General features: G+C 59.4%; 13 protein-coding genes, 2 tRNA genes and 3 rRNA genes. 9 read left to right on the forward strand and 9 right to left on the reverse strand.

Features of this window, described 5'->3' with window-relative positions; all coding sequences use genetic code 11:
* Positions 1 to 31: 31 nt before the first annotated feature.
* From P9292_RS32045 to P9292_RS32065, 5 genes are read right to left on the reverse strand one after another with little or no spacing between them, the layout of a single operon-like run.
* On the reverse strand, positions 32 to 757 hold the full coding sequence (locus P9292_RS32045) for a histidine phosphatase family protein (protein WP_250525963.1): 726 nt from the start codon (positions 755 to 757) through the stop codon (positions 32 to 34).
* 1 nt (position 758) lies between these two features.
* Complete coding sequence (locus tag P9292_RS32050) at positions 759 to 1,547, reverse strand: oxepin-CoA hydrolase, alternative type (protein ID WP_309962966.1); 789 nt, start codon at positions 1,545 to 1,547, stop codon at positions 759 to 761.
* On the reverse strand, positions 1,544 to 3,076 hold the full coding sequence (locus P9292_RS32055) for a 3-hydroxyacyl-CoA dehydrogenase (protein ID WP_309962968.1): 1,533 nt from the start codon (positions 3,074 to 3,076) through the stop codon (positions 1,544 to 1,546). Before P9292_RS32055 ends, P9292_RS32050 begins: the two co-directional genes overlap by 4 nt.
* A gap of 44 nt (positions 3,077 to 3,120) precedes the next feature.
* Positions 3,121 to 4,302, reverse strand: a complete 1,182-nt coding sequence (locus tag P9292_RS32060; protein WP_244825453.1) for a pyridoxal phosphate-dependent aminotransferase — start codon at positions 4,300 to 4,302, stop codon at positions 3,121 to 3,123.
* A gap of 35 nt (positions 4,303 to 4,337) precedes the next feature.
* A complete protein-coding gene (locus P9292_RS32065) occupies positions 4,338 to 4,868 on the reverse strand; it encodes a putative toxin-antitoxin system toxin component, PIN family (protein WP_250465114.1) in 531 nt (176 codons plus the stop codon).
* A gap of 56 nt (positions 4,869 to 4,924) precedes the next feature.
* Here P9292_RS32065 and yaaA point away from each other — a divergent pair, with 56 nt between their 5' ends.
* Both yaaA and P9292_RS32075 read left to right on the forward strand, forming a co-directional pair.
* Positions 4,925 to 5,704, forward strand: a complete 780-nt coding sequence (gene yaaA, locus P9292_RS32070; protein ID WP_309962970.1) for a peroxide stress protein YaaA — start codon at positions 4,925 to 4,927, stop codon at positions 5,702 to 5,704.
* Between the two features lie 24 nt (positions 5,705 to 5,728).
* A complete protein-coding gene (locus tag P9292_RS32075; protein ID WP_309962972.1) occupies positions 5,729 to 6,889 on the forward strand; it encodes a M14-type cytosolic carboxypeptidase in 1,161 nt (386 codons plus the stop codon).
* A 90-nt stretch (positions 6,890 to 6,979) separates the two neighbouring features.
* On the opposite strand, the gene P9292_RS32080 is transcribed toward P9292_RS32075, so the two are convergent.
* The 4 genes from P9292_RS32080 to P9292_RS32095 all read right to left on the reverse strand — a co-directional run bounded on the left by P9292_RS32080 (position 6,980) and on the right by P9292_RS32095 (position 10,639).
* Positions 6,980 to 7,558: a BspC domain-containing protein gene (locus tag P9292_RS32080; RefSeq protein WP_250465109.1), complete on the reverse strand. Its 579-nt coding sequence runs from the start codon at positions 7,556 to 7,558 to the stop codon at positions 6,980 to 6,982.
* 116 nt (positions 7,559 to 7,674) lie between these two features.
* On the reverse strand, positions 7,675 to 8,349 hold the full coding sequence (locus P9292_RS32085; protein WP_309962975.1) for an energy-coupling factor ABC transporter permease: 675 nt from the start codon (positions 8,347 to 8,349) through the stop codon (positions 7,675 to 7,677).
* Between the two features lie 68 nt (positions 8,350 to 8,417).
* Entirely contained in the window at positions 8,418 to 9,230 is an 813-nt protein-coding gene (locus P9292_RS32090) for a response regulator transcription factor (protein WP_309962976.1), read from the reverse strand.
* Between the two features lie 194 nt (positions 9,231 to 9,424).
* A complete protein-coding gene (locus P9292_RS32095; protein WP_309843411.1) occupies positions 9,425 to 10,639 on the reverse strand; it encodes a DUF2863 family protein in 1,215 nt (404 codons plus the stop codon).
* Positions 10,640 to 11,285: 646 nt separating this feature from the next.
* Between P9292_RS32095 and P9292_RS32100 the strand changes: the two genes are divergently transcribed.
* The 7 genes from P9292_RS32100 to P9292_RS32130 all read left to right on the forward strand — a co-directional run bounded on the left by P9292_RS32100 (position 11,286) and on the right by P9292_RS32130 (position 19,199).
* Positions 11,286 to 12,818: ribosomal RNA gene (locus tag P9292_RS32100) — 16S ribosomal RNA — on the forward strand.
* Positions 12,819 to 12,882: 64 nt separating this feature from the next.
* A tRNA-Ile gene (locus P9292_RS32105) sits at positions 12,883 to 12,959 on the forward strand.
* Between the two features lie 56 nt (positions 12,960 to 13,015).
* Positions 13,016 to 13,091, forward strand: a tRNA-Ala gene (locus tag P9292_RS32110).
* A 305-nt stretch (positions 13,092 to 13,396) separates the two neighbouring features.
* Positions 13,397 to 16,277 (forward strand): 23S ribosomal RNA (locus P9292_RS32115).
* A 117-nt stretch (positions 16,278 to 16,394) separates the two neighbouring features.
* Positions 16,395 to 16,508, forward strand: a 5S ribosomal RNA gene (gene rrf, locus P9292_RS32120).
* The 16S, 23S and 5S rRNA genes sit together here with 2 tRNA genes alongside, the layout of an rRNA operon.
* A 287-nt stretch (positions 16,509 to 16,795) precedes the next feature.
* Positions 16,796 to 17,659, forward strand: a complete 864-nt coding sequence (imuA, locus tag P9292_RS32125) for a translesion DNA synthesis-associated protein ImuA (RefSeq protein WP_244825443.1) — start codon at positions 16,796 to 16,798, stop codon at positions 17,657 to 17,659.
* Entirely contained in the window at positions 17,544 to 19,199 is a 1,656-nt protein-coding gene (locus P9292_RS32130; protein WP_309962978.1) for a DNA polymerase Y family protein, read from the forward strand. The genes imuA and P9292_RS32130 overlap by 116 nt, the downstream gene beginning before the upstream one ends.
* Positions 19,200 to 19,204 lie beyond the last annotated feature (5 nt).

Here is a 19,204-nt window from a genome sequence, read left to right on the forward strand (position 1 = left end):
ATATTTTTGTGGTGCGCCAGGACGTCGCGCTTCAGTCCATCTCGTCGGCCTTGAAGCGCAGAAACTGCGCGTACAGCAGTTCCATCGTCGTGTGACGCACGTCGGCATGAAGCGGCGAGGGCGGCGAATGATTGATTGCATGCACGACCCAGTCGCCGGGTTTGTCGCCGACATCGAGCGCGTTGATGCAGCCCGTCGCCTGCGACAGATGCCCGAAGAACGCGCGCCCGCCGGCCGTGATCGCATGCGACAGCAACGCGCGATTCACGCCGCCGTGCAGCACGAGCAGCACCGTGTCCCATGAGGCATCGCCGCGCAGCTTCGTCATGGCGGGCAGCGCGCGATCGAGCAGCTCGCCAATGCTTTCGCCGCCCAGAAAGCGCGTCTCTTCGGGCACCACGCCATCGAACACGGAAAGAAAAGCGCGCTCGATATCCTGCGTCGTGAGACTCGCGAGCCGCCCGCCGCGTATCTCCTGCCACTCCGGCCAAACTTCCGGCTCGATTGGCTGATGCGTTTCGGCGAGCACGCGCTGCGCCGTTTCGCGCGTGCGCGGCAAGCCGCTCACGATCACGCGGTCGAAGCGAATGTTCTGCGCGGCAAACACGCGTCCAGCCGCGCTTGCTTCCTCGCGGCCGCGTTCGTTGAGCGGCACGCTTTCCGGGTCGATTGCGCGGCCGCTGTCGTCGAAATACGTGACGTCGCCATGGCGCATCAGATAGATGCGGCGGCGTTTGGGCAACTGGTATTGAGCCATCTCAGCGGTAAGTCGGCTGACGCTTTTCGAGGAACGCGGTAATGCCTTCGAGCGCGTCACCGTGATGCAGGGCGTCGACGAAACTGTCGCGTTCCATGTCGAGATGCGCGGCGAGCGGCTGCACGTCCGCCGCGTTGATGAGCGACTTGATGCGTGCGAGTGCTTTCGGCGACACGCTGCCGAGATCGTCGGCCCAGGCGATGGCGGCATCGAGCGCAATGCCTTTCTTCGTCAGCCGGTTGACCACGCCCACTTCATACAGACGCGCCGCGCCGATCGGCTTCGCTTCGAGCAGGACTTCGCTGGCGAGCGTGCGCGGCAAGGCGCGCGCGAGGAACCACGAAGCGCCGCCATCGGGCGTGAGGCCGACGCGCGCATACGACATGACGAAGCGCGCGTCGTCGGCGGAGACGATCAGATCGCACGCGAGCGCAAGCGAAAATCCCGCGCCGGCCGCGGCACCCTCCACGGCCGCGATGATCGGCTTGGTCGATGCCCGCAACGCGCTGATCCATTCGCCCAGCAAGTCGATGCTCTCGGCCTGCACCGATTCATCCTTCGCGCGGTTTTCGAGCAGCCTGTTCAGGTTGCCGCCCGAGCAGAAGAAGTTGTCCGCGCCCGTCAGCACGATGGCGCGCACCGACGTGTCGCGCTCGGCCGTGCTGAGCGCCTCGATGCCGGCCGCATACATATCCGGATGCAGGGCGTTGCGCGCGCCCGGATTCGACAGCTTGAGCACGAGCGTGGTGTCGCTCCCGGCAGGGCGGTAGGTCAGCAGTTCGGCGCTCATCTGAGCTCCTCGATATGGGTAAGAGAAAGTCCGAGCCTCGCGCGGCGTGCGAGCCAGGGCGAAGGCCGGTAGCGTGGGTCGCCGAGCACGCCGTGGATGTTCTGCAAGATCGTGAGGATGGTCGCGGCGCCGAACGCGTCGCCGAGTGCGAGCGGTCCGCGCGGATAGCCGAGGCCGAGCATGACGGCGAGATCGATGTCGGACGGCGTCGCAATGCCTTGCTGCGCGATATCGCAGCCAATGTTCACGATGGTTGCCACCACGCGTTGCGCGACAAAGCCGGTCGAGTCGCGGATCACGCTGACGGGCACGCCATCGGCGGCGAAGAGCGCGTGCGCCGCGTCGCGCATGGCGGGCGTGGTCGCGGGCGTCGTCATGATGGTGCGGCGCGCGGCGGTATCGAAGGGAAAGAGTGTGTCGATGGCGACGACGCGCGTGGCGTCGAGCGTTTCAGCGACGGCGGCGGTGGTCGCATCGAAGCCGAGCGGCGTGACCATGATCAAGGAATCCGAAGCGGGCGTTGCGTCGGTATCGAGTTCGACCGATGCGGGAAGCAACGCGCGCACCGCTTCATAAGCGCTTTGCGACGCCCGACTCACCCACACGCGCTTGGGCAAGCGGGTAGGCGCTTCGGCTTCGGGCGGCGCGATGTGTTTGCCATCGGCATATCGATAGAAACCTTCGCCCGTCTTGCGCCCGATCAGCCCGCCCGCGAGCCGCGTGCCCGTGATCGGCGAAGGCCTGAAGCGCGGCTCTTCATAGAACTGGTGATAGATCGACTCCATCACCGGATGCGAGACATCCAGCGCGGTGAGATCGAGCAATTCGAATGGCCCGAGGCGAAAGCCCGCCTGCTCGCGCATGATGCGGTCGATGTCCGCGAAACTCGCCACGCCTTCGCTCGCCACGCGCAGGCCTTCGGTGTTCATGCCGCGTCCCGCGTGATTCACGATGAAGCCCGGCATGTCCTTCGCGCGCACCGGCGTGTGACCCATGCGGCGCGCGAGTTCCATGAGTGAATCGCCCGCGCGCGGATCGCCACGCAGTCCGTCGATGACTTCGACCACGCGCATCAACGGCACGGGATTGAAAAAGTGGAAGCCCGCGACGCGTTCCGGTTTCGAGCAGCCCGCCGCGATTGCGGTGATCGACAGTGACGAAGTGTTCGACGCGAGAATGCAGCGCTCGCTCACCACGGCTTCGAGTTCACGGAACAGTTCGCGCTTGATGTCGAGATTTTCGACGATCGCTTCCACGATGACGTCGCAATCCGCGAGTTCGCTCGCGTCCTGTGCGTCGTGCACGTTGGCGAGCGCGGCGTGCGCATCGGCTTCTCTGATCTTGCCCTTGGCGGCGAGCTTCGATAGCGTTTCGGACAGATACTCGCGCGCGGCGGCAAGCGCGACGGGATTGGCATCGAAGAGACGCACGGTGAGTCCGGCGAGCGCCGCGATCTGCGCGATACCGCGACCCATCGCGCCGCTGCCGACGATTCCAAGCGTTCCGATTGCGTATTCCTGCGAACTCATGATGCGGATGTCTCCTCTACGTGATTGAATTCGCCGCGCCCCGCTCAGAGTTTCGAGAGCCTTTGCAAGGCGAGCGCCAGCGTTTCTTCCTTCTTGGCGAAGCAGAACCGCACGACGCCGGATTCGTGACTCTCGTGATAAAACGCCGACACCGGAATGGCCGCGACGCCGATCTCGCTCGTGAGCCATTGCGAGAAGTCGGCTTCGGGCATGTCGCTGATCGCCGAATAATCGACGCACTGAAAATAGGTGCCGTCGCAAGGCAGGAGCTTGAAGCGGGTATCGGCGAGACCCGCGCGGAAAAAGTCGCGCTTCTTCTGATAGAACGCGGGCAGTTCGAGATACGGCTTCGGATCTTCGAGATAATGCGCGAGGCCGACCTGCATGGGTGTGTTCACCGTGAACACGTTGAACTGGTGCACCTTGCGGAATTCGGCGGTCAGCGCGGCGGGCGCGGCGACGTAGCCCACTTTCCAGCCTGTCACATGGAAGGTCTTGCCGAAGCTCGACACGACGAAGCTGCGCTTGGCCAGTTCCGGGTAGCGCGAGACGCTTTCGTGCGGCGCGCCGTCGTAGACCATGTGTTCGTAGACTTCGTCGGAGAGGATCAGCACGTTGGTATCGCGCACGATCTCTTCGAGCTTCTTCATGTCCGCCGCCCGCCAGACGCGCCCGGTCGGATTGTGCGGCGTGTTGATCATCAGAAGGCGCGTCTTCGGCGTGATCGCGGCGGCGATCTTGTCGAAGGGCAGCGCGTAGTCGGGCGCTTCGAGCGCGACGAACACGGGCTTGCCGCCCGCGAGCTCGATGGACGGCACGTAGCTGTCGTACGTCGGCTCGATGACGATGACTTCATCGCCCGGATGCACGCAGCACAGCACCGCCGTGAGCAGGGCCTGCGTCGCGCCGGCGGTCACGGTGATCTCGCGGTCGGCGTCGTAGGCGCGGCCGTAGAGCGCGTCGATCTTGCGCGCGATGGCCTGACGCAAGGGCGCGGCGCCCGCCATCGGCGGATATTGGTTGTGGCCGTCGCGCATGGCGTTGGCGACGGCATCCACGACGCGCGGGTCGCAGTTGAAATCGGGGAAACCCTGACCGAGATTCACCGCGCCCTTCTGTGCGGCGAGCGCGCTCATCACCGTGAAGATGGTCGTGCCGACATTGGGCAGACGCGACGGAAAGGACAGCTCGGGCGGGGTCTGTGGCAGTTCGTGCGTGGCGTTCATGGCGTGGACGTGTGCTGACGGGTAGGGTTGCTATTCTAAACAGCGCTTGCAATGTGCGCGGACGTGGCCTGCGGTGCCTCGAATCGTGCCTCGAATGCGGTGACGAAAGGTTTGGGTTCGCCGATACGAAACGCAAAATCCCGCGCGATGCGCTTCGCGAGCTTCAGCACCGCGCGATCCTTCGAGACGAGCCAGTCCGCGCGAGAAGCCTGCGCGAGTTCGAGGAATTTCTGGTCGTCGCGGTCGCGGCACTTGGGCAGCGGCCGTTCGCCTTCCTGCGTGCGCGGCGCGATCAAGGTCGAAAGCCGCGCGACGATGGCAAGCGCCGCTTCCTTGTCGACGTTCAAGCGCACGAACTGCGGATAGTCGAGCACACGCGTGAGTTCGGTGAGACACCGCGGATCGATCAGCGCTTCGAGCGTGCCTGCTTCGAGCGCGGCGCGAATCGGGCGCGTGGCGGGATCGTCGAATACGAGGATGTCGATCCACACGTTGGAATCGAGCACCACGCGTAAGGCGGAGGCGGGCGTGGGCGCTTGCACGGGCAGCGCGGCGGAATTTTCCATTCGATACAATTGGGGGTTTATGCCTATGATCGCCGCTCGTTTGACGGCGAGCCTCCATGATAATCGTTCTATCGCCTGCCAAATCGCTCGACTACGAGACGCCGCCGCATATCCGCAAGCACACGCTGCCCGAGTTCGTCGATGACGCCGCCGAGCTCATCAAGGGTCTGCGTCATCTTTCGCCGCAACAGATCGGCGGAATGATGGGCATCTCGGACCAGCTCGCGACGCTCAACTTCCAGCGTTATGCCGAATGGTCGAAGCGTTTCGACGAGACGAATTCGAAGCAGGCCGTGCTCGCCTTCGATGGCGACGTCTACGAAGGCTTCGCCGCGAAGACGCTGTCTTCGGCCGATCTCGACTACGCGCAGAATCATGTGCGTGTTTTGTCCGGGCTTTATGGGCTCTTGCGACCACTCGACCTATTGCAGCCTTATCGCCTTGAAATGGGCACCAAGTTTCCGAACGCACGCGGCAAAGATCTTTACGCGTTCTGGGGCGAGCGCATCACGGCCGCGCTCAACGAGCAATTCAGGAAGCAGCGCGGCGCGCGCGTGCTCGTGAATTGTGCGTCGGGGGAATACTTCAAGTCGGTGAAGCCGCGGCTTCTCGACGTGCCGGTGGTCGCGCCCGTGTTCGAGGACTGGAAGGGCGGACGCTACAAGATCATCAGTTTTCATGCGAAACGCGCGCGCGGTTTGATGGCGCGCTATGCGGTGAAGAACCGCATCGACGAGCCGGAAGGGCTCAAGGACTTCGACAGTGACGGGTATGCGTTCGACGCGAAGGCATCGAACGATACGACTTATATTTTTCGCCGCCGCGTCGCGGATTAAAGTGTCTGCATCAAGGAATTCATCATGAGCATTTCAATTTCAAGTCATTTCGATGCGGGCGCAATCGAAGTCGTCGACGCGACCAACCCGTCCGATATTCGTTTGCGCGTGCGTCCGGATTCTCACGCCGATTTCGCGCAGTGGTTTTATTTCCGCGTCTCGGGTGCGCGTGGCGAGCGTCTCGTGATGAGCTTCGAGAATGCGGCGCAATGCGCGTTTCCGGAAGGCTGGCGCGACTATCAGGCGGTGGCGAGCTACGATCGCGTGAACTGGTTTCGCGTGGCGACGGAATACGTGGGCGGCGTGTTGAAGATCGACCATACGCCCGATTTCGATCGCATCCATTACGCGTATTTCGAGCCGTATAGCGACGAGCGTCACGCGGAATTCCTTGGCGCCGTGCAGCAGATGCCGCACGCCACGTTGACCGAACTTGGCAGCACGGTGCAAGGCCGACCAATGTCCTTGCTTTCGCTCGGTCTCGCCGATGGCATGAGTGCCAAGCCCAAGAAGAACGTGTGGATCATCGCGCGCCAGCATCCGGGCGAAACGATGGCGGAATGGTTCGTCGAGGGCCTCGTCAAGCGGCTCGCGGGCTGGGGCGACTGGGCGGGTGACCCGACCGCGCGCGCGGTACTGGATCGCGCGGTGTTTCATATCGTCCCGAACATGAATCCGGATGGCAGCGTGCTCGGCAATCTGCGCACCAACGCGGCCGGCGCGAACCTGAACCGCGAATGGATGGAGCCGGATGCCGCGCGCAGTCCCGAGGTGCTCGTGGTGCGTGATGCCATCCGCGATATCGGCTGCGACATGTTCTTCGACATCCATGGCGACGAAGCCATTCCTTACGTGTTCGTCGCGGGCTCGGAGATGCTTCCGGGCTTCACCGGCAAGCAGGCGGAAGAACAGAAGGCGTTCATCGAGTTCTTCAAGCAGGCAAGCCCGGACTTTCAGGACGTGCACGGCTACGAGTCGAGCAAGTATCAGACGGATGCGCTCAAGCTCGCGTCGAAGTACATCGGCAACGAGTACAAGTGTCTCTCGCTGACGCTGGAGATGCCGTTCAAGGACAACGCGAATTTGCCGGATGAGCGTGTGGGCTGGAGTGGCGAGCGGAGTTCGGCGCTTGGTGCGGCGATGTTGCAGGCGATTCTTTGGCAGTTGCAGACGTATCCGGCCTGATCTATCCCAGAGCGTTTCCGATGACGCAAAAAGGCGCGACACCTTCAGGTGCCGCGCCTTTTTTGTTTGCCGTGCTTCCTGGCTGGCTAGCTAGTGCTTCTTGGCCGACTTCTTCGTCGACTTGCCCGAGCTCTTGCTTTTGCCCGCAGACGCACCTTTTGTTTTCGCGCCATGCTTGCCCTTCGTGCCGCGTGCGGACGACGGTTCGGCGCGGGGGCGTAGTGGCGGAACCGGATCGTTCCAGCCGAAGGCGAGCATTTGACTGCCTACGTAGCCACAACGAAACTTGAGCGGCGTGACATCGCTCTCACCGCTCTTCGAGACGCCTTCGCCCTCGACTGTCACGACGTTGTCCACCTTGATACGCTGCTTCTTCTCGTCGAACGAATCGTTCCACGGTTCGATGGTCGAGCGCGATGGGTCGAAGACAGCAGGCGGAAACTCTACGTGATCGAACGCCGCCGAAGTGCTAGCGATGAAGTTGCCGTGTGCCGCGCAATCCGCGACGAGCGGATTGGCGTGGAAGTCGGTGACGAAGTGGTGAATCAATTCGTTGCGCTCGTCGAGCGAGTCGGCTAAGGCGGATACTGCCGCGCATGCAATCGATGCGCATACCGCCAACCGGCCGACGAGCCGCAAAAGCCGGCGCGGTGCGTGGTTACTTTCCATCAAGTCTGGTGCTAAGAAGACACGGGCAAGTAAGATGCCGCGTGCGGGGAAGGAGTTCCATCTTATCGCACTTTGATTGCGTTTTTGCTCGCGTGCAATTCGGCTTGCGGAATGCCTCAGACGCGAGGTCCGCGATCAAGGCGATAGCGGCGCACGTCGTAAGTGGTGATCCAGGCTGGCTTATACACCGAGATTAAAATGGTGAGTAGGCCGGTAAAGAGCGCTTCGCCGACAACCAGTAATAGCGAGCCGCGCATGAATGCAGCGGGCACGGTGACCGGTCCGCCGGTGAGCGCCATCTCGAAGAGCACCGTCGCGCCGCATGCCGCGGCAACCGCTGCCGCGGAACTCACGAAGCCGTGCCCGATGATGAACGTAAACAGATTGCGCGGCAGCCACGCATTGGATAGCCGTTGCAGGAACGTTGATACCGCAACAGGCAGCGCGCCGAACAACATATAGGTGACCGCGACCGAGAGCCAGGATGCCTCGAGCACGACGGCCGCGAGACCGGTGGTGGCAGCCGTGCCGATGAGCGCCAGCCGCCAGTCGAACAAGGTGACCATCAAGGTCGCGCCCAGCAAGTGGATGACGGGTCCGTCGTCGAACCATGCATTGCACGCCCACAACACCGTCACCGCGACGATGATGCCAAGCCACACGTGCTGTAGCGTGGCGTCCTGCAATCTGCTGAAAGGACGCTGCAACAGTACGAGCGCGAGCAATCCCGCGGCGACTATCCAGCCGCCGACGGTAAGCCAAAGCGGGAGCGGTGTGTAAAAGAACCCCATGCCTTGCATATTACTCGTTGCGCGTGATTCGTGCGTGCAAACGACGAACCCAAACGCGTCCTTTGTTGCTAGAACGTCGCCTCGGGCTGGGCGGCCATTGGCAGCGACGACGCGTCGCTTTCCGTGAGTGACGGATACAGCGCGCGTCTTCGGCGCAATGGCACCACGTTCGCTTGTCCCGGCACTGCGCGCTCCGGCGCTTCGCATTCGCTGCTGCGAAGAATCTCGAGATGCGCGGTTTGCACGCCGTTATAGATGGCAACGGCAGCGGCGCGGTTCGTGGCGCCTAGTTGCTGAAAGATGCTCGCAAGGTGGATCTTGACAGTGCCTTCGCTGATACCCAGCGTCTTCGCGATCATCTTGTTGGTGCTGCCCATGTGTACGCAACGCATGATCTGCTGCTGCCGCGGCGACAGCGCGGGCAGATGACGTAGCCGCCGCCGAATGGCCGCGCTGAGCGGCGTACGAATGATTAGCGACTCCTGACTCAGCGCCGGATCGATCACATCAGGCGGCACGTAATGACCGCCGATGAGCACCATGTCGAGCGCGCTGACGATTAGAACGGGATCGAGCGTGCGTGGAATGACGCCCATCGCGCCGATGCCCATCAGCATATAAACCTGAGCGACCGTGGGTCGGTCGACCACTACGGCGGTGGGAATGCCTCGTGCCTCTTCGAGCAGCGTCTGCAGATCGCCCGCTCGCAGATGAGGCTCCCAGTCGACGACAATCAGGCTGGATCTGGCTTGTCTCAAGGCCACCCCGGCCTGTCGCCAGTCGATTACTTCGTTGAACTGCGCGTGACGCGCGATACGGCGCAGCAATGTTTTAAGGCCTGCACGACGTTCGCCGTCAGCACCCATGATCGTAATTTTCATGCTTATACCTCGAATCAATACGCCGACGCCTGCGCGCCGGGACTTGCTGCCGACAAGCGCGTCGGCACGGGTCCATATTGACAAACTTCGGCCGATTTTTCCCCCTAGCCAAACGGCATAGGCAGAATTGCACAAAAAACCCCGCAAAAGCGGGGTTTTTTAATTGCCTTAGGCACTTAGTCTTATGACGCCAGTCAATGAAAGTGGGGTTGCGCAGGTTCGGCGTCTTCAGGCATCTCGGCATGTACGATCTCACCGAGCGGATCTGCGTAAAGCGGCACGCCGCAGTCGTCGCAAAATTCGGGTTCGAAGCGGCCTGCGTGGCGGCGCACGTCGGACACTCCAGCTTTCTTCAATAGCTCGACGATTTCTTCGACCGGACCGTTTGCGCCTTCCAGTTCGACGATGTCCTCTTCCATGTCCAGCTCGCCGTTCTCGCGGCCGTATAACGGCCATACGACACCGTAGATCACATCGTTACTGCCGCGACGCGTGAAGCCGACTCGATACTCGTCGATTCGGCGCTCGCCAAAGCCCGCGATGACTGCGCGCAATTCCTGCGGCGCGGTGCCGAGCGTATCGAACAGATAACGCACCGCCGTGCGCACCGTGTGAGGGCGGACTTGCTCGTCTGCATCGCGGCAGGCTGAGTAATAGGCGTCTGGAAGCAGGCATTCGATCTCACAACCCGGCAGGATGGCAGCGAAGTTTGGCCCACCTTGCGCCATCCATTGCTCCAGGCACTGACCGCGTTCGGTACGACCGCCCGTTTCGTCTTCTTGCCAGCGGAAGAAAGCCGCGCCTGCAGGAACAATCGCGATGGCCAACAGGAAGCGCGGGTCGGCGAGAATTGGCGAGGTCTCCGGCAGATCAGCTAGATTCAGCCGGACTGCCGCCGCGCCCAAGGCGGTCTGCGTCAATTGCTGGGCTAGCCGAGCCGTATCCACGTGATGACGCGGCAATTGATCGATGCTGTACAGATACGGCGCGAATGCGACGCGCGCACCCGCCGCAAGCACGTGCGCCTGCAGCTGCGTACGCATGGCGTCGATCGTCTCGGACTTGAGCGCACCCGACGGGATGGAATAGCGCGTCCAGGCGAGCACCGGCGCGGCAATCAGGAGCGCTTCGTGCGCGACGCCGTCGATGTCGATGGCAAAAGACTCGCTATGCGTCTCGGCCATATCGGCAAGCGCACCGTAGGCATCGGGATGATTCTGCTGGAGATGATCTAAGGCAGCGTCGAGCGTTGTTTGATTGCCGTTACGCACGAGTTTGGCGATAAGGGCATCGAGACGCACTTCCCAGAAGCGGTCTTCGACGCGGCTGCCCGACGCGAACAGCGCGAGCGAGAGACTGACGAGCTTGTCAGCGTCCGGAGGAATACGTTTTGCAATTCGCGAGCGCATAGGGATACGAGTTAGTTGGGGCAGAAAACCTTTAATTGTAGTCGCTTAGGTGGCGCCGTTACTGCTCATCTGAATGGTAGCTAGAGTGACGTTCGAAACGTTGAACACGGGCTTTGAAGTGGATCGTTTGGGCGGTGGATCTTCGCCCGTCAATTTTTTCGTTTCGGCTACTTGCGGATTGCACGCCGCGCAACTAAAATTCCGTTCCTTCGCGATTCGATGAACGCGAAGGAAGCGGGAGGTGGTTTCAGTAGGCGAGGCGGACAAAGGTGGTATTCGCTCCGAAGCGCGGTGGGCAAGAAAAGAAAGCTTCAAATTCTTGTTGACAGTAACTGAAACGACGTACATAATCTCGTTTCTCTGCTGCAGATGCAGCGACGCAAGACGAAGCGGTGCTGAGCAAAATGCTTGGTGCGCTTGGCAGGAAGTCTTGGCGAATGTGCTCTTTAAAAACTAACAGCCGATAAGTGTGGGCACTTGATGGCGCGAGCGGTTCTGACCTTTCGGGGTTGGGACGTTTAGCGAAAGTTATCAAGTCTCACACAGTATTAGAGGAAGGTTTATCTGTCGAAAGACGGATTGATCATCGTCAGTACGTTGAGTGAGCGACCGGTTGGTAAAACAACCGAAAACAGTAACAGGCATTGAACTGAAGAGTTTGATCCTGGCTCAGATTGAACGCTGGCGGCATGCCTTACACATGCAAGTCGAACGGCAGCACGGGGGCAACCCTGGTGGCGAGTGGCGAACGGGTGAGTAATACATCGGAACGTGTCCTGTAGTGGGGGATAGCCCGGCGAAAGCCGGATTAATACCGCATACGATCTACGGAAGAAAGCGGGGGATCCTTCGGGACCTCGCGCTATAGGGGCGGCCGATGGCAGATTAGCTAGTTGGTGGGGTAAAGGCCTACCAAGGCGACGATCTGTAGCTGGTCTGAGAGGACGACCAGCCACACTGGGACTGAGACACGGCCCAGACTCCTACGGGAGGCAGCAGTGGGGAATTTTGGACAATGGGGGCAACCCTGATCCAGCAATGCCGCGTGTGTGAAGAAGGCCTTCGGGTTGTAAAGCACTTTTGTCCGGAAAGAAAACCTGCCTGTTAATACCGGGTGGGGATGACGGTACCGGAAGAATAAGCACCGGCTAACTACGTGCCAGCAGCCGCGGTAATACGTAGGGTGCGAGCGTTAATCGGAATTACTGGGCGTAAAGCGTGCGCAGGCGGTCTGTTAAGACCGATGTGAAATCCCCGGGCTTAACCTGGGAACTGCATTGGTGACTGGCAGGCTAGAGTATGGCAGAGGGGGGTAGAATTCCACGTGTAGCAGTGAAATGCGTAGAGATGTGGAGGAATACCGATGGCGAAGGCAGCCCCCTGGGCCAATACTGACGCTCATGCACGAAAGCGTGGGGAGCAAACAGGATTAGATACCCTGGTAGTCCACGCCCTAAACGATGTCAACTAGTTGTTGGGGATTCATTTCCTTAGTAACGTAGCTAACGCGTGAAGTTGACCGCCTGGGGAGTACGGTCGCAAGATTAAAACTCAAAGGAATTGACGGGGACCCGCACAAGCGGTGGATGATGTGGATTAATTCGATGCAACGCGAAAAACCTTACCTACCCTTGACATGGACGAAACCCGGGTGAGAGCTTGGGGTGCTCGAAAGAGAATCGTCGCACAGGTGCTGCATGGCTGTCGTCAGCTCGTGTCGTGAGATGTTGGGTTAAGTCCCGCAACGAGCGCAACCCTTGTCCTTAGTTGCTACGCAAGAGCACTCTAGGGAGACTGCCGGTGACAAACCGGAGGAAGGTGGGGATGACGTCAAGTCCTCATGGCCCTTATGGGTAGGGCTTCACACGTCATACAATGGTCGGAACAGAGGGTTGCCAAGCCGCGAGGTGGAGCCAATCCCAGAAAACCGATCGTAGTCCGGATCGCAGTCTGCAACTCGACTGCGTGAAGCTGGAATCGCTAGTAATCGCGGATCAGCATGCCGCGGTGAATACGTTCCCGGGTCTTGTACACACCGCCCGTCACACCATGGGAGTGGGTTTTACCAGAAGTGGCTAGTCTAACCGCAAGGAGGACGGTCACCACGGTAGGATTCATGACTGGGGTGAAGTCGTAACAAGGTAGCCGTATCGGAAGGTGCGGCTGGATCACCTCCTTTCTCGAGCTTAAACGCTCGCCCACTCAAGTGTTCACGCTTATCGGCTGTCAGAAAGACAGGCTAAGGGTCTGTAGCTCAGTCGGTTAGAGCACCGTCTTGATAAGGCGGGGGTCGTTGGTTCGAATCCAACCAGACCCACCACCCGGGCAAGCGGTGCTTAAAACGACCAAGCGAGCAGACTGAGTCAGGCACACACGGGGGGATTAGCTCAGCTGGGAGAGCACCTGCTTTGCAAGCAGGGGGTCGTCGGTTCGATCCCGTCATCCTCCACCAATCCTCAATGCACAGCGCTGAACGCGGGGTTCAACGTTGCGCATTGGCGATTGAGCCAGTCAGCACGGGTAGGTGATTGAATTTGATCACGCTATCGGCTGTCGTTCTTTAACAATCTGGAAGAAGTAGTAAAGAGATTATTCGAAAGCACTTAGAGATGGGTGTGAGTAGGGTAATCAGGGTTGTGATTGTATCAAGTATGAAAAGGTGATCGAAAGATTGCTTTGGAATACGGCACAACGCGAATACTCAACCTATGACGGTGGGCTTAAAGGCAGCAATGCTGGCAGACACACTCGTTATAGGGTCAAGCGAACAAGTGCATGTGGTGGATGCCTTGGCGATCACAGGCGATGAAGGACGCGGTAGCCTGCGAAAAGCGGTGGGGAGCTGGCAAACGAGCTTTGATCCACCGATATCCGAATGGGGAAACCCGGCCCGAATGGGTCATCCTAAGCTGAATCCATAGGCTTAGTGAAGCGAACGCGGTGAACTGAAACATCTAAGTAACCGCAGGAAAAGAAATCAACCGAGATTCCCAGAGTAGTGGCGAGCGAAATGGGATCAGCCTGTACTCTTTATCTGTGTTGTTAGCTGAACGCTCTGGAAAGTGCGGCCATAGCAGGTGATAGCCCTGTAAGCGAAAACAGCGTGGAAGAACTAGGGGTACGACAAGTAGGGCGGGACACGTGAAATCCTGTCTGAAGATGGGGGGACCATCCTCCAAGGCTAAATACTCGTGATCGACCGATAGTGAACCAGTACCGTGAGGGAAAGGCGAAAAGAACCCCGGGAGGGGAGTGAAATAGATCCTGAAACCGCATGCATACAAACAGTCGGAGCCTCGCAAGGGGTGACGGCGTACCTTTTGTATAATGGGTCAGCGACTTACGTTCAGTAGCGAGCTTAACTGATTAAGGCAGGCGTAGCGAAAGCGAGTCCGAATAGGGCGATCAGTTGCTGGGCGTAGACCCGAAACCAAGTGATCTATCCATGGCCAGGTTGAAGGTGCGGTAACACGTACTGGAGGACCGAACCCACTAACGTTGAAAAGTTAGGGGATGAGCTGTGGATAGGGGTGAAAGGCTAAACAAACTTGGAAATAGCTGGTTCTCTCCGAAAACTATTTAGGTAGTGCCTCGTGTATCACCTTCGGGGGTAGAGCACTGTCATGGTTGTGGGGTCCATTGCGGATTACTACGCCATAGCAAACTCCGAATACCGAAGAGTGCAATCACGGGAGACAGACATCGGGTGCTAACGTCCGGTGTCAAGAGGGAAACAACCCAGACCGCCAGCTAAGGTCCCAAAGATTGGCTAAGTGGGAAACGAAGTGGGAAGGCAAAAACAGTCAGGAGGTTGGCTTAGAAGCAGCCACCCTTTAAAGAAAGCGTAATAGCTCACTGATCGAGTCGTCCTGCGCGGAAGATGTAACGGGGCTCAAGCCAGTCACCGAAGCTGCGGATGCATATTTATATGCATGGTAGGAGAGCGTTCCGTAAGCCTGCGAAGGTGCGTTGAAAAGCGTGCTGGAGGTATCGGAAGTGCGAATGCTGACATGAGTAGCGATAAAGGGGGTGAAAAGCCCCCTCGCCGTAAGCCCAAGGTTTCCTACGCAACGTTCATCGGCGTAGGGTGAGTCGGCCCCTAAGGCGAGGCAGAAATGCGTAGCTGATGGGAAGCAGGTCAATATTCCTGCACCATTGTTAGATGCGATGGGGGGACGGATCGCGGAAGGTTGTCCGGGTGTTGGACGTCCCGGTCGCTGCATTGGAGAAGGTGCTCAGGCAAATCCGGGCACAGGATTCAAGGGTGTGGCGCGAGCTTCCTCGGAAGCGAAGCAATTGGAAGTGGTTCCAAGAAAAGCCTCTAAGCTTCAGTCTAATAGTGACCGTACCGCAAACCGACACAGGTGGGCGAGATGAGTATTCTAAGGCGCTTGAGAGAACTCGGGAGAAGGAACTCGGCAAATTGGTACCGTAACTTCGGGATAAGGTACGCCTCTGTAGCTTAACCAGCCTGCGCTGGAAGGGTGAAGAGGTTGCAATAAACTGGTGGCTGCGACTGTTTAATAAAAACACAGCACTCTGCAAACACGAAAGTGGACGTATAGGGTGTGACGCCTGCCCGGTGCCGGAAGATTAAATGATGGGGTGCAAGCTCTTGATTGAAGTCCCGGTAAACGGCGGCCGTAACTATAACGGTCCTAAGGTAGCGAAATTCCTTGTCGGGTAAGTTCCGACCTGCACGAATGGCGTAACGATGGCCACACTGTCTCCTCCCGAGACTCAGCGAAGTTGAAGTGTTTGTGATGATGCAATCTCCCCGCGGCTAGACGGAAAGACCCCATGAACCTTTACTGTAGCTTTGCATTGGACTTTGAACCGATCTGTGTAGGATAGGTGGGAGGCTATGAAACCGGAACGCTAGTTTCGGTGGAGCCGTCCTTGAAATACCACCCTGGTTTGTTTGAGGTTCTAACCTTGGTCCATGATCTGGATCGGGGACAGTGCATGGTAGGCAGTTTGACTGGGGCGGTCTCCTCCCAAAGTGTAACGGAGGAGTACGAAGGTACGCTAGGTACGGTCGGAAATCGTGCTGATAGTGCAATGGCATAAGCGTGCTTAACTGCGAGACCGACAAGTCGAGCAGGTGCGAAAGCAGGTCATAGTGATCCGGTGGTTCTGTATGGAAGGGCCATCGCTCAACGGATAAAAGGTACTCTGGGGATAACAGGCTGATACCGCCCAAGAGTTCATATCGACGGCGGTGTTTGGCACCTCGATGTCGGCTCATCTCATCCTGGGGCTGTAGCCGGTCCCAAGGGTATGGCTGTTCGCCATTTAAAGAGGTACGTGAGCTGGGTTTAAAACGTCGTGAGACAGTTTGGTCCCTATCTGCCGTGGGCGTTGGATATTTGAAGGGGGCTGCTCCTAGTACGAGAGGACCGGAGTGGACGAACCTCTGGTGTACCGGTTGTCACGCCAGTGGCATCGCCGGGTAGCTATGTTCGGAAGAGATAACCGCTGAAAGCATCTAAGCGGGAAACTCGCCTTAAGATGAGATATCCCCGGGGCTTCGAGCCCCTTGAAGGGTCGTTCTAGACCAGGACGTTGATAGGTCAGGTGTGTAAGTGCAGTAATGCATTGAGCTAACTGATACTAATTGCCCGTAAGGCTTGATCCTATAACCAGTGTGTTTGAACCACTGGCGAGTTATGCGTGTGCGACAATCGCCACCCAACATTTACTGCTTCTTCCCGGATTGGTTGTGTGCCCACCCGGCGCACGACAACAAGTCATGCCTGATGACCACAGCGAGTTGGTACCACCCCTTCCCATCCCGAACAGGACCGTGAAACGACTCCACGCCGATGATAGTGCGGATCTCCCGTGTGAAAGTAGGTAATCGTCAGGCTCCTCATGCAGCAACAAAAACCCCACCCCCAAACCAGGTGGGGTTTTTGCGTTTCTGCGGCGTTGGGCGTGCGAGAAAGAGTCTTGCTTACATCACGGACGCAAGCACCAAATCTCCATCCAGAAACATTCAAATCCCCTCCAGTCGTCCGTCTCAAGCCCGTCTAAAACCCACATCGACCGTTTACCTCGTCGCCTCGAAATACTGTATAAATATACAGTACAAAAGGGTTGCCGAATGCTCTGGGCATGAGCAGGCTCTTGCATTCGGGTGGACGGGGAAGACTCATGGGTGCAGCACTTTCACTGCTCGATATCGGGCTGACATCGCGCCTGCAGCAGCAGCTTTGGCAAGGCGAGCAGGTCGGCGTGTCGGACGCGGGTGTCGTTTCGAGTGGCTATCGGGCGCTCGATCTGGTCTTGCCAAATACCGGCTGGATGGCTGGCGCCGTCACTGAATTGCTTATCGAAGAATGCGGGGTCGGCGAGGTCAGGCTGCTCGCGCGTTCGCTTCGTGAGTTGGTGACGAAAAGAGGCCGCACCGTCATCTTCGTAGCGCCTCCCTGGATGCCCAATCCAGCAGCGTTCCGGTCGATGAACATCGCGCCGGGCAAGCTGGTCTGGGTCAAAGCGCCCGAGGATCAGGTGCTATGGGCGGCCGAGCAATCGCTCAAACAGGATGGCAGCGGCGCGGTCTTGATCTGGCTGCCCAAGGCGCGGCCCGATGCGCTGCGTCGTTTGCAAGTGGCCGCTCAGGAATCGCAGTCGCTGGTGTTTCTGTTCCGCCCGCTCGATGCCGCGAAGCAATCCTCCGCGGCACCATTGCGCATCGTCTGCAAACCGGTGCTGCCTGCGCACGCGCAGACAATGAATCGTCGCGAATGGATGCAGGTGGTCATGCTCGAAATCGACATCATCAAGCGGCGTGGTCCGTTGCTGGAAAAACCGCTGCAGTTGCGTTTGCCGCTGCAAATGCCGGCATTGCCTGAGCACATTCGTCGCGCGGATCAAGCCAGGAGAGCACGAGAGGTCAATCATGTTGTGGATAGCGGTGACATTGCCGCTTTTATCGCTCGAAGCAGTCAGGCCGCCATCGATGCCGTCGATCTCGACGAATTCGACCTCGCCTGGAATGGACTCGACGCCCGGTAAAGCGCCCGTCGGCAATTCGGTTGCGAACGCGGACGATTCCGGTCAGCCATGTTTTGCGCTCGCGGATCACGCGCGCATTCTGCTGCCCGATCTCGTCGCGTTCCGCCTCGGCGTGCGCCCGGGCAGCACGCGCTCGCATGCGTTCGCGCTCGCGCCGCGGCTCACTTTGCTTGCCGTCGATATCAGCGAAGAGCAGCGCGCGCTCGAAGCAGTGGCGTTGTCCTTGCTCGCGTTCACGCCGAAGGTCGTGCTTGCACATGCGAATACCGTGTTGCTGGAAGTCGGCGCGAGCATGCGGCTTTTCGGCGGCTTGCGCAGCCTCTTTGCAAAGGTGCGCTCCACGGTGAAAGATTGTGGCTTCACGTCCCGGATGGGCTGTGCGCCGACCGCGTGGGGCGCGTGGCTCTTTGCGCACGCGCGCACGCGACGAGTGGCGAAACGCGTTCGTATTGTGAAAGAGGCAACACTCGTGCGCGCGCTCGATGCATTGCCGGTGTCTCTCGTGCCGTCGGCGGCATCGCATGGCAATGCGTTCGAGCAGATTGGTTGCGTGACGCTCGCCGACTTGCGTCGCTTGCCGCGCAAAGGCGTGGCGCGGCGTTTCGGGCAGGGCATTCTGCAATGGCTCGCGCAAGCTTACGGGCAGGCGCCCGATCCACGCGAAGCGTTTTGCGCTTCGCCGGCATCGTTCGAGGCAAAACTCGAGTTGCAGGCGCGCGTCGAAAACGCCGATGCGCTGTTGTTTGCGGCACGCCGGCTCGTGTTGCAACTCGCCGGTTGGTTGAGCGCGCATCACTCGGCGGTCAGCGAGTTTTCGCTTTTGCTCGAACATGAATTGGCGGCGCGCAACGCACCCAAGACATCGACGCTCAAGATTGCATGGGCTGTGCCGACGCGCGATGCCGAGCACATTCTCTGGCTGCTGCGCGAAAAGCTGAATCAGGCAACCTTGATCGCGCCGGTGATCGAGATGAAGCTTTTGGCCGACAAGGTCAGCAAGCACGAGCCGCCCGCCGATACGCTTTTCCCCATGCCGGGTTCCGATGCCGACTCGATGGCGCAGTTGCTGGAGCGTCTGAGCGCGCGACTCGGCGCGGAAAATGTCGTGCAATTGAGCGAGCGGGAGGATCATCGGCCGGAAGCGGCGGTGACGGTCGAAACGTATCAGCCTGAACGTAAGGCCAAGCCCAAGCGCGGAAAAAAGTCGCGCGCGAAAGAGGGCGTCGAAGCGCCGACGCCAGACGACACGGAAGAAGAAAGCGCGGAATCGTTCGAGCTTCCCGACCAAGCCGTGCCTTCGCAGCCGCGGCCATCGTGGATTCTCGAAACGCCGCAAAAGCTGATGTTGCGCAACGAGCGGCCGTTCTATCGTCGCGCGTTGAAGCTCATCAGCCGGACCGAGCGTATCGAAGCGGGCTGGTGGGACGGCAACGGCGTTCAACGCGATTACTACGTCGCCTCCGACGATCGCGGCCGCATGTTCTGGGTGTATCGCGAGCGTCTGACGGGCGACTGGTTTCTCCACGGTTTTTTCGGATGACGCCG

Origin of the sequence: Caballeronia sp. LZ001, assembly GCF_031450875.1 — a bacterium.
In the GTDB taxonomy this organism is placed as follows: domain Bacteria; phylum Pseudomonadota; class Gammaproteobacteria; order Burkholderiales; family Burkholderiaceae; genus Caballeronia.